The organism is Lederbergia citrea (assembly GCF_018343525.1).
Taxonomy (GTDB): domain Bacteria; phylum Bacillota; class Bacilli; order Bacillales; family Bacillaceae_C; genus Lederbergia; species Lederbergia citrea.
Genome location: NZ_JAGYPH010000004.1, coordinates 318,642 through 333,480 on the forward strand (window position 1 = coordinate 318,642; position 14,839 = coordinate 333,480).

12 protein-coding genes are annotated in these 14,839 nt (G+C 39.9%); 2 read left to right on the top strand and 10 right to left on the bottom strand.

The annotated features are described in order from the left end of the window. Positions 1-197: 197 nt before the first annotated feature. Positions 198-1,031: an AraC family transcriptional regulator gene (locus KHA88_RS18670; RefSeq protein WP_213099545.1), complete on the top strand. Its 834-nt coding sequence runs from the start codon at positions 198-200 to the stop codon at positions 1,029-1,031. A 45-nt stretch (positions 1,032-1,076) separates the two neighbouring features. On the opposite strand, the gene KHA88_RS18675 is transcribed toward KHA88_RS18670, so the two are convergent. The 4 genes from KHA88_RS18675 to KHA88_RS18690 all read right to left on the bottom strand — a co-directional run bounded on the left by KHA88_RS18675 (position 1,077) and on the right by KHA88_RS18690 (position 7,502). After that, a complete protein-coding gene (locus KHA88_RS18675; protein WP_213099544.1) occupies positions 1,077-2,474 on the bottom strand; it encodes a HEAT repeat domain-containing protein in 1,398 nt (465 codons plus the stop codon). Positions 2,475-2,642: 168 nt separating this feature from the next. Continuing rightward, positions 2,643-4,094, bottom strand: coding sequence for a PstS family phosphate ABC transporter substrate-binding protein (locus KHA88_RS18680; RefSeq protein WP_213099543.1), 1,452 nt, complete (start codon positions 4,092-4,094; stop codon positions 2,643-2,645). Between the two features lie 21 nt (positions 4,095-4,115). Further along, positions 4,116-5,081: a 2-hydroxyacid dehydrogenase gene (locus KHA88_RS18685; RefSeq protein ID WP_213099542.1), complete on the bottom strand. Its 966-nt coding sequence runs from the start codon at positions 5,079-5,081 to the stop codon at positions 4,116-4,118. 153 nt (positions 5,082-5,234) lie between these two features. Beyond that, positions 5,235-7,502, bottom strand: a complete 2,268-nt coding sequence (locus tag KHA88_RS18690) for a UvrD-helicase domain-containing protein (protein WP_213099541.1) — start codon at positions 7,500-7,502, stop codon at positions 5,235-5,237. 157 nt (positions 7,503-7,659) lie between these two features. Here KHA88_RS18690 and KHA88_RS18695 point away from each other — a divergent pair, with 157 nt between their 5' ends. Next, entirely contained in the window at positions 7,660-8,277 is a 618-nt protein-coding gene (locus KHA88_RS18695; RefSeq protein ID WP_213099540.1) for a YktB family protein, read from the top strand. A 101-nt stretch (positions 8,278-8,378) separates the two neighbouring features. Here KHA88_RS18695 and KHA88_RS18700 read toward each other — a convergent pair whose 3' ends face one another. The 6 genes from KHA88_RS18700 to deoC all read right to left on the bottom strand — a co-directional run bounded on the left by KHA88_RS18700 (position 8,379) and on the right by deoC (position 14,837). Continuing rightward, the gene (locus tag KHA88_RS18700) at positions 8,379-9,563 is read right to left on the bottom strand and encodes an MFS transporter (protein WP_213099539.1); all 1,185 of its coding nucleotides are present in this window, start codon (positions 9,561-9,563) and stop codon (positions 8,379-8,381) included. A gap of 8 nt (positions 9,564-9,571) precedes the next feature. Continuing rightward, positions 9,572-10,384, bottom strand: a complete 813-nt coding sequence (locus tag KHA88_RS18705) for an ABC transporter ATP-binding protein (protein WP_213099538.1) — start codon at positions 10,382-10,384, stop codon at positions 9,572-9,574. A 263-nt stretch (positions 10,385-10,647) separates the two neighbouring features. Next, the gene (gene brnQ / locus KHA88_RS18710; protein ID WP_283247457.1) at positions 10,648-11,961 is read right to left on the bottom strand and encodes a branched-chain amino acid transport system II carrier protein; all 1,314 of its coding nucleotides are present in this window, start codon (positions 11,959-11,961) and stop codon (positions 10,648-10,650) included. A 158-nt stretch (positions 11,962-12,119) separates the two neighbouring features. Beyond that, on the bottom strand, positions 12,120-13,619 hold the full coding sequence (locus KHA88_RS18715) for an amidase (RefSeq protein ID WP_213099537.1): 1,500 nt from the start codon (positions 13,617-13,619) through the stop codon (positions 12,120-12,122). 156 nt (positions 13,620-13,775) lie between these two features. After that, entirely contained in the window at positions 13,776-14,027 is a 252-nt protein-coding gene (locus KHA88_RS18720; RefSeq protein WP_213099536.1) for a DUF3949 domain-containing protein, read from the bottom strand. A 147-nt stretch (positions 14,028-14,174) separates the two neighbouring features. Further along, positions 14,175-14,837 carry a deoxyribose-phosphate aldolase gene (gene deoC, locus KHA88_RS18725; protein ID WP_213099535.1) on the bottom strand — a complete coding sequence of 221 codons (663 nt, stop codon included), beginning with the start codon at positions 14,835-14,837 and terminating at the stop codon, positions 14,175-14,177. Positions 14,838-14,839 lie beyond the last annotated feature (2 nt).

Below are 14,839 nucleotides of genomic sequence, written 5' to 3' on the forward strand. Positions count from 1 at the left end.
TTTTTGTTTCTACTGCTCTATCAATTATGGTCCTCATTTAGGAAGCTTTACAGTTACTCCCCACCTTTAATATTGCCTGCCCCGCACGGTCGCTTAAAAAGCCACTCAATTATACCTATATTTTGAAAATTGCAGGAACGAGATGGCGGGTTGGCGAATTCTTCAGCATACCGTTTTGATTAAGGTGGTAGAGTTCAATGGTTAAAAACGAAACATATTTTTCAAAAAAATATATTGCAAACGCTCAGCTTGATGTATTAATTGTTCAGCGTACCAAAGTGCCAACAACATGGGGAGAAACAGATTTCATTCCCGAATTTAATAAATTTTATTTTATCCAATCTGGGACAGGATTTGTGAAAGTGGACGGGCAAGTATATTACCCAAATCCTGGTGAACTTTATTTGCTTCCGGCTGGTACAAAGCAATCATATGGAATTACATCTGGTAATACATATGATAAATTTTGGTGCCATTTCAGTGCAAAAGTAGGAGAAGCACACTTATACGATTTAGTGGAAGCTCCCCTTTTTATCAAAGTAAAGCATCCTGAGAAAATAAAAGAACAATTTGAGCAGCTTATTCGGCTAAATGGAGAAAATTCAATCGCTTCCTTATTTGAAATTCATGCTATTTTACTGCAATTGATTGCTTTAATGCTCGAAAATGGCGGGCACGTAAAATCCCAGTCTTTTAGTAATCCTTCTTTCGAAAAGATTGACCATGTCATCAACTATGTGGAAGCACATTTGGCTGAAAGTTTATCGATTGAAGAAATGGCTGCTATAGCAGGATTTCATCCGAATTATTTTATTCAACTGTTCAAACAGTTTACCGGTACTTCACCTATTCGCTTTTTGAATCAGCTGCGGATGGAAAGGGCACGCCATCTACTTGCCACTACAAACCGAAGCATTTCTGAGATCGCTGATATGGTCGGTATTGAAGTTTCTTATTTTTCTCGCATGTTTCGTGAACAAATTGGCTTTGCACCATCACAATATCGAGAAATGATTGTACATAAAAAATGACATAAGGAAAAAGGAGCAGTTCGACGTCTGCTCCTTTTCATATATTTAAAAAGTGCTTGATGGATTGGTCGTCGGACACCATCTCGATGCAAGCAGGTATTCTATTAATACATCTTTTGCAGCATCGGTATTAATATAGTTAAGTGCTTCTACAGCGTGGCCCCGTACATATCGATCTTCATCCTCTAATGCTTTTGTAAGCTGAGGAACAGCAGCGTTTGCTTCTGCGCCAAAACGGCACAGGGCGAGTCCTGCTGAAAATCTCGTTTGAACGTCTTCACTTTTCAATGCTTGAATTAATCCAGCTACTGCTTCATCTGCAGGCTCTTGAATCATACTGATTGCATCAATGATTGTAGTTCTTACATAAGAAGAAGGATGATTCACTAATCTTGTTAATTTTGGAATAGCTGACGATGCAAGCTGGCGTAGCTCACCTAGCGCGAATCCAGCATGTGCAATTGTGTAAGCTTGATTACTTTCCAACGCCTTTTCTAAAATTGGCACAGCCTTCTCTCCTGCGATGGATAGTCCATATGCTGCAAGACGTGAATCTTTTAATTGCTCAGAATATAGTACTTCTTCTAAGACAACAAGACCTTCATCCCCAGAAGACGCTAATTGATAGGCTGCATTGATTGCTTCTGGTTCATTATCTCCGATTAATGTTGCAGAAAGCTGCTCAATATCCGATTCTTGTTTCGTTTCTGCAATACTGCCCACTTTTCCAGAAAGCCAGTTCCATGTTTCCTCCCACATATCATCATGCTGATAGAAAAGTTGCTTGGCGGATGTAGGCGTTATCCAATTTGGATTTTCATTATTCCAGCTTGGAGCAGTAGGAGCTTCCGTTCTCATGAATTCAAACTTCAACATGTAGCGCGGCTCCCCAAGTGTGTTAGCTGTAGCCCTATGCCAAATATCATAATGAATTAAAATAAATGTTCCTGCCTCACCACTTGCGAGTGCTTCTTCTTTCAAATTATCCTCTTTAAAAATACGAGTTTCGTAGTTTTGTGTTCCCGGCATGACACCTGTAGGACCCAATTCAACCGGCGTATCTTGAGGAAAATACATGATCATTGCCCACCATGGATGGTGATTACGCATTCTGGAATATCCCCAATAGCTATCTTTATGCCAGCCACCTGGTTTAGGAGTAGCATTAAAATGACCATGACGGTGTGTATGCATCAAATAGTTGGGACCGATGACACTTTGTAATGCTCCATCAATGGCTGGATGGTTAAAAACTGTTTGCAGTTCTGGCACTCTTGGGAGCAAGTTATTGCCTGGATTTCCCTCTTCATTATAAACATGGTTCAATTTTCCCATTAATTTCTCATGAAAATCTGGAGAGAAATCGGTTTTCAACACAAGATATCCTCTCGTAATAAATTCTTGCATTTGCTCATCAGTCAATAATACTGGTTCCTGTCCCATCTATTCCATCCTCCTAGCGTTGTGTAATCTATTTCAAATTATACGAACTCTGAATGAAATGAACATAGACAATGTTAATGAACATTAGCACAATACTAAGATGTTCTAAGTGCATTAAGGAAATTAGAAAAATAAAACACCTAAATCAAGCGCTCTGATTTAGATGTCTTATTGTTCTTCCAATTTAATATATCCAACTTCCTCGACTAATTTCTGCCCTTGTGGACCCTGCATCCATTCTAGAAAGGGCTCAACTGTCGCCTTAGGATTATCCTTCAATGAGATAGCATAAAGATTGGCTGTGAATGGGTACGTCCCACTTGAAATATTGTCGCTATTAGGTTCTACTCCATCGATAGCTAGAAATTTAAGGTCAGAGTTTTTGTTCATGCCTGTAGCAAAGAAACGGAATGAAAAGCCGAGGGCATTCTCATAATTGCGGTAGTCCGCTACTTGTTCTATAATTCCACCCATGCCTTCTGGAACATCTTCTTTCAAAGGCTTGATAAGCCGCTTATCCCCCATAATTTTTTCTAATAAGGTTTGACTGCCGGAATTTTTTGGTCGTTGGAAAGCAATGATTTTCTCATTATTCCCTCCAACCTCATTCCAATTTTGAATATCGCCTGAATATATCCCTTGAATCTCCGAAACTTGCAAATGATCAACTGGATTTTTTTGATTGACAAAGAAAACAAACGCTTCTTTCCCAATAGGAGTCATGATCAATTCTCGCCCTTGCTCCTCTGCCATTTTTAACTGATCGGCAGATGGCTCCGCTCCGAAATAAATATCGACTTCTCTATCTAATAACCGTTCATATGCATAGATTGTATTGGTAAAACTGACAAACTCACCGGAACCTTCCAAATTCATATCTTTATAGGCGGCTTGAGCAAATGCAGAATATACTGGAAAAGCAGCTTCAGCGCCATCTAAAATCAGATATTTATCTTTAATAGTAAATGTGGCGGGTTCAGAAAGCTTTGGCAATTGATTTTCCGGATTAGAAATATCATATGGCCATAAATCGGTGCTTGAATATCCACCTCCATATTCAAATCCATATGAAGGGAGGACAGTCTGACTTCGGTGCCATTGGACAAAGCTCCCTACTCCTATCGCTAGAATAATGACGAAAGAAAATGACAGCAATTGTTTTTTATTTATGTTTCCAGTTGGTTTTGGTTTACGTATCCGTTCTTTCAATAAAAATCCGAGAAGAAAAGCTGCATTATACGCTAAAGGTGCAAGAAAATATAAAATTCCTATCCCGGAAAAAGAAGCGATAAAACCAATGGGCACAAACGGCAGGTGAAGAAGGACGTATATTACCCATAATGAATTTCCGTAGAACCCACCGCTAATTAACATAAAAATAGCCCAGAGAACAAGTGTATAACCGGTTGGTAAAACTACCGGAAAGTAACGTGCACTCACATTGGCAGGCAGTTGTTTAGAACTGGCCGCAAAAAAACCTGCGGCTAAACCGGTTATAAGCATTGCGCAAGTAATTACCGGAAGCATATTCATATCACCCATTACAAATAAGGTGACGAAGGAAAATGCAAATGGCAAGATACCGCAATAAAATAGCCAAATTCTTAATTTATACCCCATAATTTAGCTCCCTATGTTAACTTATTCTGTTACTGGGTCAATTGGCCCTTTCCCTGTTAACACAGCAACCACATTCTCCGCAGCACGCATGGTCATTGCTTCTCTCGTTTGGGCAGTGGCGGATCCAATGTGAGGAACTGTCACAACATTAGACATTTTGAGCAAAGGATTATCTTTTTCAACAGGTTCCTTTTGGAATACATCAAGTCCGGCACCGTAAATTTCTTTATTTTGTAAAGCCTGAATGAGGGCTTGCTCATCAACGGTTTGGCCACGGGAAACATTGATGAAAAATGCTGACTTTTTCATCAGCTTAAATTCCTTTTCGCCGATTAGATGATGGGTTTCTGGAGTGAGCGGCGTAAGTAAAACAACATAATCTGATTTTTTTAAAAGAGATTCTAAATCATTATATTCAGCACCAAACGTCTCTTCCGCTTCCGGCTTTCTATTTCGGTTGTAATAAAGAACATCCATATTGAATCCAAATTTAGCTCTTCCAGCGATCGCCTCGCCAATTCTGCCCATACCGATAATTCCGATCGTGGAACTATGTACATCGATTCCGAAATACTCTTGATCATCCTTTGATGGTTTCCAGTTTCCATCTTTAACGAGCCGGTCCAATTCGGGGATTCGTCGGGCAGTTCCCAAAATGAGTGCAAACGTCAAATCAGCAACCGTTTCATCCAGCACATAAGGTGTATTGGTTCCTATGACATTGTGTTTTTTCATTGCGTCTACATCAAAATTGTTGTAGCCAACAGATACATTACTAACTACTTTTAAATGTGGCGCATGATTAAGTAATTCTTCATCAATGCTTCCACCTGACGTATATAGTCCTTCTATATCGTTAAGCTCCTGTAGTAAAGTTTCGCGCGGTATCGGTTTCTCACCCGTCCACTGGCGGATTTCACAATGCTCTGTCATATAATGTCTTACATCTTCAGGGATTGGCATGGTTACATATACTTTAGGTTTCATTCTATCTTCCTCCTCTTCCATTTTTCAGAATAATATAGATATATTTATTCTATCGTTGATTAGGAGAGCTGACAACATTGGAAGAAAAGCGGTAACCTACAAATAATTTCTTCTGAGATTGCTAGTTTTAAATCCATGCCCAAATCATTTTTTTTACACATGTTTTTCGCCTTTTTCCATCGGCGAAGAACATAGTGGGCAATTTTTACTTAGTTGGACCGCCTCTTCATGTGACTCAATCCTTTGCCAGGCAATACAGTTGCTTGACGTGCAAATCCATGCGTACACTTTGCGTTTTTCCATAGATGATTCTCTTACTTTCCCGGTCCGATTCAACGTTGTTGTTTTTTCCTCTAAAGTAAAAACATCCTTGATAAATCTTGATACTTCGATTTTTTTACCGCGATAAAAGACTGGTGAACTAATGTACAGCTCTTCTTTGGCTCTAGTAATCGCAACATAGGCGAGTCTACGCTCCTCTTCAAGAGCCTTAAACTGTTCAGCCTCCGCAGTTATTTTTAGTTTCATATCTTCATATTTTTTAACATCAATTGCGGTAACATGAGGTACGATACCTTCCGATGCTCCAATAAAGAATACAACTGGGAATTCGAGACCTTTCGATTTATGAATGGTCATCAATTTTACAACATCAGCTTCAGGATCATTGGCGACATTCTTCATTTGTTCATGACGCAGTTTCATGTCTTTAATAAAATTCAACATATCTGCCAACTTTTCGAAGCGGTTGGCAGAGGCTTCAAGTTCATCTAACTGTTCCTTCATCGATTCCTTTTGGGTTGTATCCGTTTGGCGATCATTCGTTTCCAGATACTTATCGAAAAATTGCCGGCGAATCCTCATCACTGCTTCTTTAGGCTCTAATGAGGGTAACTGTTGAAGTAATTTCCTTTTTTGTTCAATCGACTTGAGCTGGTATGGCTTGAGGGATCGCATCACAACGAGATGATCAATGAGGCACTGCCTGGGATTGCGAATTTGTTCAGCATGTACTTGCTGCATACCTGATTCTCTTTGAATATACAAAGTTGGCAAAATCGTTTCAAATGCATGCCAGTCAAGTGGATTAAGCGCCAAGCGCATATAGGCAAGCACTGGACTCACGCTGCTATGTTCATAGAAAAAATGGCCACCCATCCCATAATCAAAAAAAGGAATTTCATCAAGCGCTAATTGTTCAAATATAGCCCTGCTGTTACTTGCGGTCCGATGGAGAATGGCGATATCTTTAAATTGACTGCCGCCTTCGTTCACTTTCCTTCGAATCTCCTCCGCGATCCATTCCGCTTCCTCGTCCGTTGACCATGGCCGGAAATAGATAGGAACGACACTACTTTTTCGCGTCGACTGAAGCTGCTTTTCTTTCCGTTCTTTGTTCTGGCGGATAACCGCATTTCCCAGGCCAACAATTGGCGAAGTAGACCGGTAGTTGATCGTTAGAACGACCGTTTTCACTTCAGGATATTGGCGATCAAAATTCAATATAATATCATTCTTTGCACCCTGAAAAGCATAGATTGTTTGATCATCATCTCCCACCACACATAGGTTGTTTTGCGGGGCGACGATGAGTTTAATCAACTCATACTGCAGTGGATTCGTATCTTGAAATTCATCAACCATCACATATTGAAACCGCTGCTGTAATGTTTTTAGCAAACGTTCGTCATGCTTTAACAGTGAAAATGCCTCTGTCAAAACATCATCAAAATCAAGTTTATTATTTTCTTTTTTCCATTGCTCATAAAAAGCTGCCAATTGTTTAATCTCTTTGTCAGCCTGTGATTTTTCAGGCATATTCTTTATAGTCTTTCCGTTCATTTTATAAAAGGATAGCAGTGATAACACTGACTCGGGCTGGATTTCATCTGCTAATCCGAGCTCTCTCATCTTTTTCTTTAAGATAATTTGTTTAAACTTGTCATTTGTCACCATTTCGTGACGATAACCTGAATGCCTTAATATTTGAAGAAAGAAGGAGTGGAAGGTTCTGACTTCCACTTGTATTGCTTGTCGCTTTTCAACGTCTTGCAGAGAAGCAATTCTTTCTTTCATTTCGTCTGCAGCTTTTTTCGTAAATGTCATGAGCAATATGTTTTGCGGAGCAACCTGTTCAACACGAAGCAAATATCCTGTTCTGCACACAAGTACAGACGTTTTGCCTGTTCCAGCACCAGCTAAAATTAGTAGCGGGCCGCTCACCTCTCGAACCGCATCAATTTGTGAACGATTCAATTTAATGCCTTGTTGTTCAAGACCCCTAAAATAAAACGCATCTGACTCCGAAGATTTCACGATTTCCTTGCTCGTTTCAGTTTCAGCAATTTCTGCAAACGGCAGCTGATGTGAGTTCGCACCTGCAGGCAGCTTAAAAAAGCGTGGTTTATCTGTTAATTCCATGGTTGTAAAACTCCCTATTCGATCATGTTAAACTTTCATTTTGATACGATTATATCATGTTCGCCCTAACCCGAAGACTCGATTTATTTACTTCTTTGTTTTATTAAGAGATGATATGATCAGAAAATGAATAAATCTTCAAGAAGGAATGATAAACATGTTATTTTTTGGATTCGAAAAAAAGGATTTTGATACTTTTCATATAGAAGGTCTCGAGGAAAGAATGGAAGCGATACAAGAAAGGATTCAGCCGAAATTCAAGATGATCGGTGACATTTTAACCAATGATCTTTCCGCGATGATTGGAACCGAGATGTTTTTACATATCGCAAGACACGCAAGACGGACAGTCAACCCACCGAAAGATACATGGCTGGCCATTGCTAATAACAAACGGGGTTATAAACAACATCCACATTTTCAAATCGGCGTTTTTGACGACCACGTTTTTATTTGGCTGGCATTTATATATGAACTGCCTGGTAAACAGGAAATAGCTAAGAAATTCCTCAAGAATATTAAGACGTTGAAGCAGACAATTCCAGAGGATTTCGTTGTGTCACTAGATCATATGAAAAAAGACGCCGTTTCAATGGCAGACCTAAATTTGAAGACATCACTCGAACGTTTTCGTGATGTCAAAAAAGCAGAATTTCTCATCGGCCGCCATATAGACGCCAATGACCCGCTATTGAAAGACGGCGATCAATTTATTAACCTAGCGAAGGAAACATTCGAAACACTCATCCCCATATACAAACTGGCCTACAAATAAAAACAAAGAAGCAGGAACCCTAATTCATTCAGGTTCCTGCTTCTTTTTCAATGACACACTTCGACAAAAACCGGGTGGTGCCTGTCACTTGTCGGAATTTGTCACATTGTGAGTGGGGCTTGTTTTTGGCGGTTATAGGCTGCCAGGCCGATCATCAGCAGGATGCCTGCTCCGACGAGGGCGGTTGGGATAATGAAGATTTGTGGTTTGTAGCCTTCTACAATAAACGGCAATACGTATCCAATGAGGGATGCCATTTGAAATAGAAATACATATAGACTCGATCCGAAACCAATTTTCGTATGGAACATTCTTTGCACGTAGCCCATGGCCACCCCGAATAAAACGGACACATAAAATGAGTAAAGCGGTTGGACGAGGAAGAAAACAAACAAAGGCGGACTCGTACTATAGATCGAGTATGTGACGATCGCACAAAAACTACTGAGCAAAATAATCCTCTTACTTCCAAATTTCATCGCCCAATATCCGGAGAACGTCATAAAGAGCAATTCAAATACAGCTTGCACACTCCATAAATAAGACATTAATTGTGGTTTTTCAAATAAATCTACGACAACGAGTGGCAAGTAAAGTCCTCTTAGTGAATCTGCACAACCAAGAAGCAGAAGAGCAAGGAGCATAACCAAAGAAAAAGTTTCTCCTTTAGTATTGCTTGAATTTATCTCCACTGGTTCATATTCTTTATAAAGCAGCAAAAGGACAAAAAGGAGAAAGTAACCTAAAAAATTCCCCCATAAAATCCCTTGAAAGCTTGCTACTAAATACAAATTAGCTCCTACAAGCAAACCGACAAAGAAGCCCACACTCATCATCGCACGGAGCCAAATTTGGGCCATCTCGTAAATCCCCGGAGCTAGCTGCATAAAATGATTACGCGCCATCGCAAACATTTGACCCATGATTAAACCCGAAGGTGCTACAGCAATGACCATTCCAATCAAGGCTCCCAAAAAAGTATCTGCTTGCATATACAAAATTAGGCCAAACATACACAATATTAATGCGAAAATAGGAAGTGGCTTTTTGCGTTTCATTTTATCACTAATAAAACCAATTAAGATTGTGATCGCCATATTCAGTAACACTGAAACTGAGAAAATCGTCGCAATTTCCCCTTTAGTCAAACCTATCCCTTCGCTCATGTAAACAGCATTCATTGGGGCTAATATTCCTAGACCAATTCCATACAAAAATAAGCCCAGAAGCAAATACCAAGCACCTTTTATTTTTAAAAATGCTTTAAAATCTTTTATAATGTTCATATTTTCCCCTATTTTCTACTCTTCACGAGTTCGCTTTTTTCGGCCATTTCTCTATTTACCGTTAGCCATGGCCGTCCCTCTTCCCAGCGCACACTTACAGGTATTTGAAAAGTTGTTGATAATAAATCGTCTTTCACAACCTCCTCTTTCGGTCCTGCCGCAACTATTTTTCCGTTATGTAAAAGGAGAACATGAGTAATTTCATTAACAAGTTCTTCAATATGATGCGTCACATAAATCAACTGGCAATTTATCTCTTTCATTAATGATAGGACTTCTTCACGGGAAAGAATATCTAATCCTGAACATGGCTCGTCTAAAATGAGAATTCTAGGACTACTCATTAAAGCTCTAGCGATTAACACTCTTCTTTTTTCGCCTTGTGACAAAAGATGATAAGGTTTCCCTTTCAAATAATCTAAACGAAAACTATTTATTAATGCATCAGCCTTTTCCCAGTCCGTTTTTGAAACTTGCTCATATAATCCGAAACTAGCGAATTTCCCACTCACAACGATTTCTTCGACCGTTTCATAGTCCAGTACTTGAGCAAATCGCTCTAATGAACTGCTGACATAGCCAATTTCCTTGCGAAGTTCAGGTAAACTTGTTTTTCCGAATCGATTCCCAAGCACCGTCACTTCTCCTGCAGATGGAAAATAATAACCGTTTACAATATTGAGGAGGGAAGTTTTTCCCGATCCATTTAAACCAAGAATCGCCCACCGCTCATTTTGTTCCATATCCCAGTTTATCTCGCTCAAAATTTCTTGCCCGCTTCTTCGCCATGATACATTTTTGAAAGATACAATCTTCTCCATAATAAACACCCCGTTTGCATTATGTAGATAAACTAATGAATTCTGTTTAAATTTAACAGACTATTCAGTCCACCCGCAATTCCTTTCACTCATCTTCGGTATTTATCATCAGACACCATTCGACAAAAAGCGGGTGGTGACAGGCACGACCCGAATACCAAAAGCAGGAATCGCTTTTGATTCCTGCTATTTTATCAACTATACAATTATTTGACCGGTGACAAAAATCGACAAATTTCGGGCGGTGACAGGCACGGCCCGAATTATTTTGGGCGGAGGAGTAATCCGATTAGGCCACCGACGATTGCCGGTACGAGCCAGCCGATTCCTTGTTCGTAGAGCGGTAAGATGGAAAGTATGTTGTCAATGGATGGGATTAGTATGTCCGCAGCTTTCAGTCCATCAAAAATACTGACGATTGCAGTCCCAATCAGGGCAAGTGAATAAACGATCGGCGAACGTTCGAATGATTTGTCAATGAAAGACAGAAGCATAAGAACGATGGCGAGCGGATAAACCATAAGCAATACCGGGACCGAAATTTGGATGAGTTTCGTTAGCCCGACGTTCGCTACAAACGCGCTAAATCCTCCGAAAATGAAAACAAATGTCGTATATGAAATTTTCGGCATCAATTTCTCAAAATATTGAGCACATGCGGAGACAAGCCCGATTGATGTTGTTAAACATGCGAACATGATAGTAAGAGCAAGGATTATCGTCCCTGATGGTCCATAAAGAACTTTAGAAGCGAGCGCTAAAATAGCCCCTCCGTTTTCCTGCACTCCGATTGCTTCGATACTTGTCGCTCCGATATACCCAAGTGAGAGGTAAACAAGGGAAAGACCTGCTGCTGCGATCACGCCGGCAATGACGGTAGCTTTAATAAGTGATTTACTTTCTCGTACCCCTTCATTCTTTAAAGCGTTGATGACAACGATACCGAACACAAGAGCAGCGATGACATCCATCGTTAAATACCCTTGGACGAAACTTTCAAAAAAAGCGTTGCCCACGTAAGAATCGATCGGGGCTCCCATCGGCCCCATTGGTGTTATAAAGCTTTTGAGTGCAAGAAGTGCAATAACAATTAATAAAACTGGTGTCAGTATTTTACCAATACGGTCGACAAGTTTGGTCGGATTCATTGCAAAAAGGATCGTGATAATGAAGAACATAATGGTGAACAATGCGAGGGTCCATCCGGTGTTCTTAATTGCTTCTGGCAAAAATGGCACAATTCCAATTTCATAAGAAACAGTTGCTGTGCGTGGAATTCCGAAAAACGGGCCAATTGATAAATAAACAATCATTGTAAAAACGGCGCCGAAAATAGGATGCACCCGGCCTGCGATTGATTCGAGATCTCGACCAGATTTAGCAATGGCAATAACCGCTAATAAAGGAAGCCCCACGCCTGTAATGAGAAATCCGATCATGGAAATAGCAAAATTGTCACCTGCCATCTGCCCAAGTTTGGGTGGGAAGATAATATTTCCTGCCCCAAGAAAAAGTGCAAACAGCATAAGTCCGACCGTTATATTTTTCTGTATGGATAATTTCTGCGATTGATTCAAGATACAAACTCCTACTTTTAGATTTTTAAAATAAACATGCAATTTCCATTATAAACATTCTTGTCGATAAAGAAAAATATTGAGACATTTAGTCTCTTTCGTTTGGTTTGCCCCAAACTTAAACGGAGTCCTCATCTAAATGAAGACTCCAATTTTTTTCATGCAAATATCGGGTTGCCTTTTATTCCCACCCATAAGTCAGTTTGCTCAAGCTGTGCGGCTAGCTGTAAAAGACGTCTTTCTCCGCCTTTTGGTGCCATAACCTGGACACCTAATGGCAGACCCTCGTTTGAAAGGTGAACCGGAACGGATATAGCAGGCTGTCCTGTTAAATTAGCTAGTTGAGTGAAAGGTGTGTACGTTAAACTCGGTAAAAACATATCCCATATTAATTCTTGTTGTTTTTCACTGTTACGAGCTTCCTTCATCTGTGCACGCAGGCGTTCTTGGTCAGCATTAGAATGCGTTAACTCACCGATTTTAGGTGCTGTGAATGCCGTTGCTGGTGTTATGTAAAAATCATACGTTTTATGAAAATTGGCCATTTGTGCGGCAGCTGTATCCCATGATGCAAGGCTTGCCGAGTATTTAGCCGCAGACACTGATTTTCCGGCTTCATTTAGCATCCACGTTTCGATTTCAACGTCTTCCGCTGTAATCGATCGCCCAATTGATCTTTCCAATTGTTCAACAACTGAAGAAATTTCTCCGCTATTCATAAGAAAATAATCCTTCATTAATTGAACCCCGTCTACATCGTTTTCTTGTTCCTCAACGATATGTCCCTCTTTTTCTAACCATCTCACTATTTTTTCAACTGCTAATTTCGCCTCTTCTGAAACAGGTGTGTCAACTGGCGATTTAGTTGTAAAAGCAATCTTTAAACGCTTCTTAAAAGGTTCATTCATTGCATCTATAGAATTTCCTGTGAGTAATGGTGTTTGAAATGCCGCCTCTTGCTGAACGACTTGAAGCGCATCTAGCATGGCCGCGCTGTCCCGTACACTCCGACTAAGTACAAAGTCGATGGATGCCCCTTGCCACTGGCGGCCAACTCCTGGACCTACAGGTGTTCTTCCTCTTGTCGGCTTAAGTCCAAATAAACTGGAAAAAGAAGCAGGAATTCGAATCGATCCACCACCATCACTTGCACCTGCCATCGGAACAATTCCTGATGCAATCGCCGCCGCTGCCCCACCACTCGAACCGCCAGGCGAGTACTCAGGATTCCATGGATTTCTCGTCGGTCCGTGCAACACCGGCTCTGTAATGTTTTTCAATCCAAATTCAGGTGTATTTGTATGACCTAAAAATAAAAACCCTGCCTCTCGAACCTTAGCCACAAAGTTAGAATCATGTTCTGAAATCATGGATTTAAATAATGAGGATCCTGAAGTAATCGCTTCGCCTTTTAAAGATTGCGATATATTTTTTAATAATATCGGTACCCCTGCAAACGGGCGGTGCTCTATGGTCATTCGTTTTGCTTCTTCCATTACTTTTTCCATTCGAGCATGTGTCACTGCGTTTAGCTTTGGATTCACTTTTTCTAATTGTTGAAAACTTAATTCTATGAATTCACTCGGCGCTATTTCTTTCTTTTGAATGAATTCCGCCATATCAGTGGCATCTAATGTCAAATATGTTTTGAGATCCATTTTTACACCTCATTATAATCTGTTTACTTTAATTGTAGCATTGAAGTTCGAACTAGCCAATGAACCTGAATTTACAACTCAAAAAAACCAATCAACACACGGTATACCCCATGCCAATTGGTGTTTATTCTTAGTAATACTCTTAAGGTAAGCACTTCATTTATCATCCCGATGGCGAATATAATAAATTAGCTGTGCAATCAAAGTAGCAGGTAAGTTAAATAGATTTCCTTGCAGATTAAATTGAAGTTGTTGCTCTTCAAAACTCATTTTTTCATACATTTCATTATGAGTTAAATGAGATTTTTTCAATGACTCTCTTGTTGCCGCAATGTTTCTATATTGCACCGGAATTAAAATAAGATAATAAATAACAAGAACCGAACCAATGACAATGAGAAATTCCATTATAGATTCCTCCTTTTGGATGACTCGTTAATAATATATTACTACGTTTGTGAAATTAATAAGTTTCACTTTAATTCCTCCCAATTTTTATGTTTCAATAAAAAAAGAGCCGTTCTAAGTACGCCTAGAACAGCTCTTTCTATGTTTTTAATAATTGGAGTCTGATACTTCGCCTTTTACGATACTAATACCAGAACTTGCACCGATTCGTGTAGCCCCAGCTTTGACCATAGCATCAAAGTCCTCTCCACTTCGAACGCCACCTGATGCCTTCACACCAATATCTGGGCCAACTGTTTTACGCATAAGAGCGACATCTTCCACTGTTGCTCCACCTGTTGAGAAACCTGTAGATGTTTTAACAAAGTCTGCTCCTGCTTTTACAGAAAGCTCACATGCACGTACGATCTCTTCATCAGTTAAAAGACATGTTTCAATAATTACTTTTACTAATGTTCCATTTGCAGCGTTGACTACTGCGCGAATATCTTCTTCCACTAACGCATCATTTTTGTCTTTCAATGCGCCGATATTAATGACCATATCGATTTCGCCCGCTCCGTTTGCAATGGCATCTTTGGTTTCGAATGCTTTTACTGCTGATGTCGATGCACCTAGCGGAAAGCCAATCACTGTGCAAACTAAAACTTCTGTCCCTTGTAATTTTTCAGCTGCGTAGGAAACCCAAGTTGGATTCACACATACAGAAGCAAATCCGTATTCCTTTGCTTCTTCGATTAATGTTGTAATCCCTTGCTTCGTTGCATCTGCCTTCAATAATGTATGGTCGATCATTTTTGCCTTATTCAATA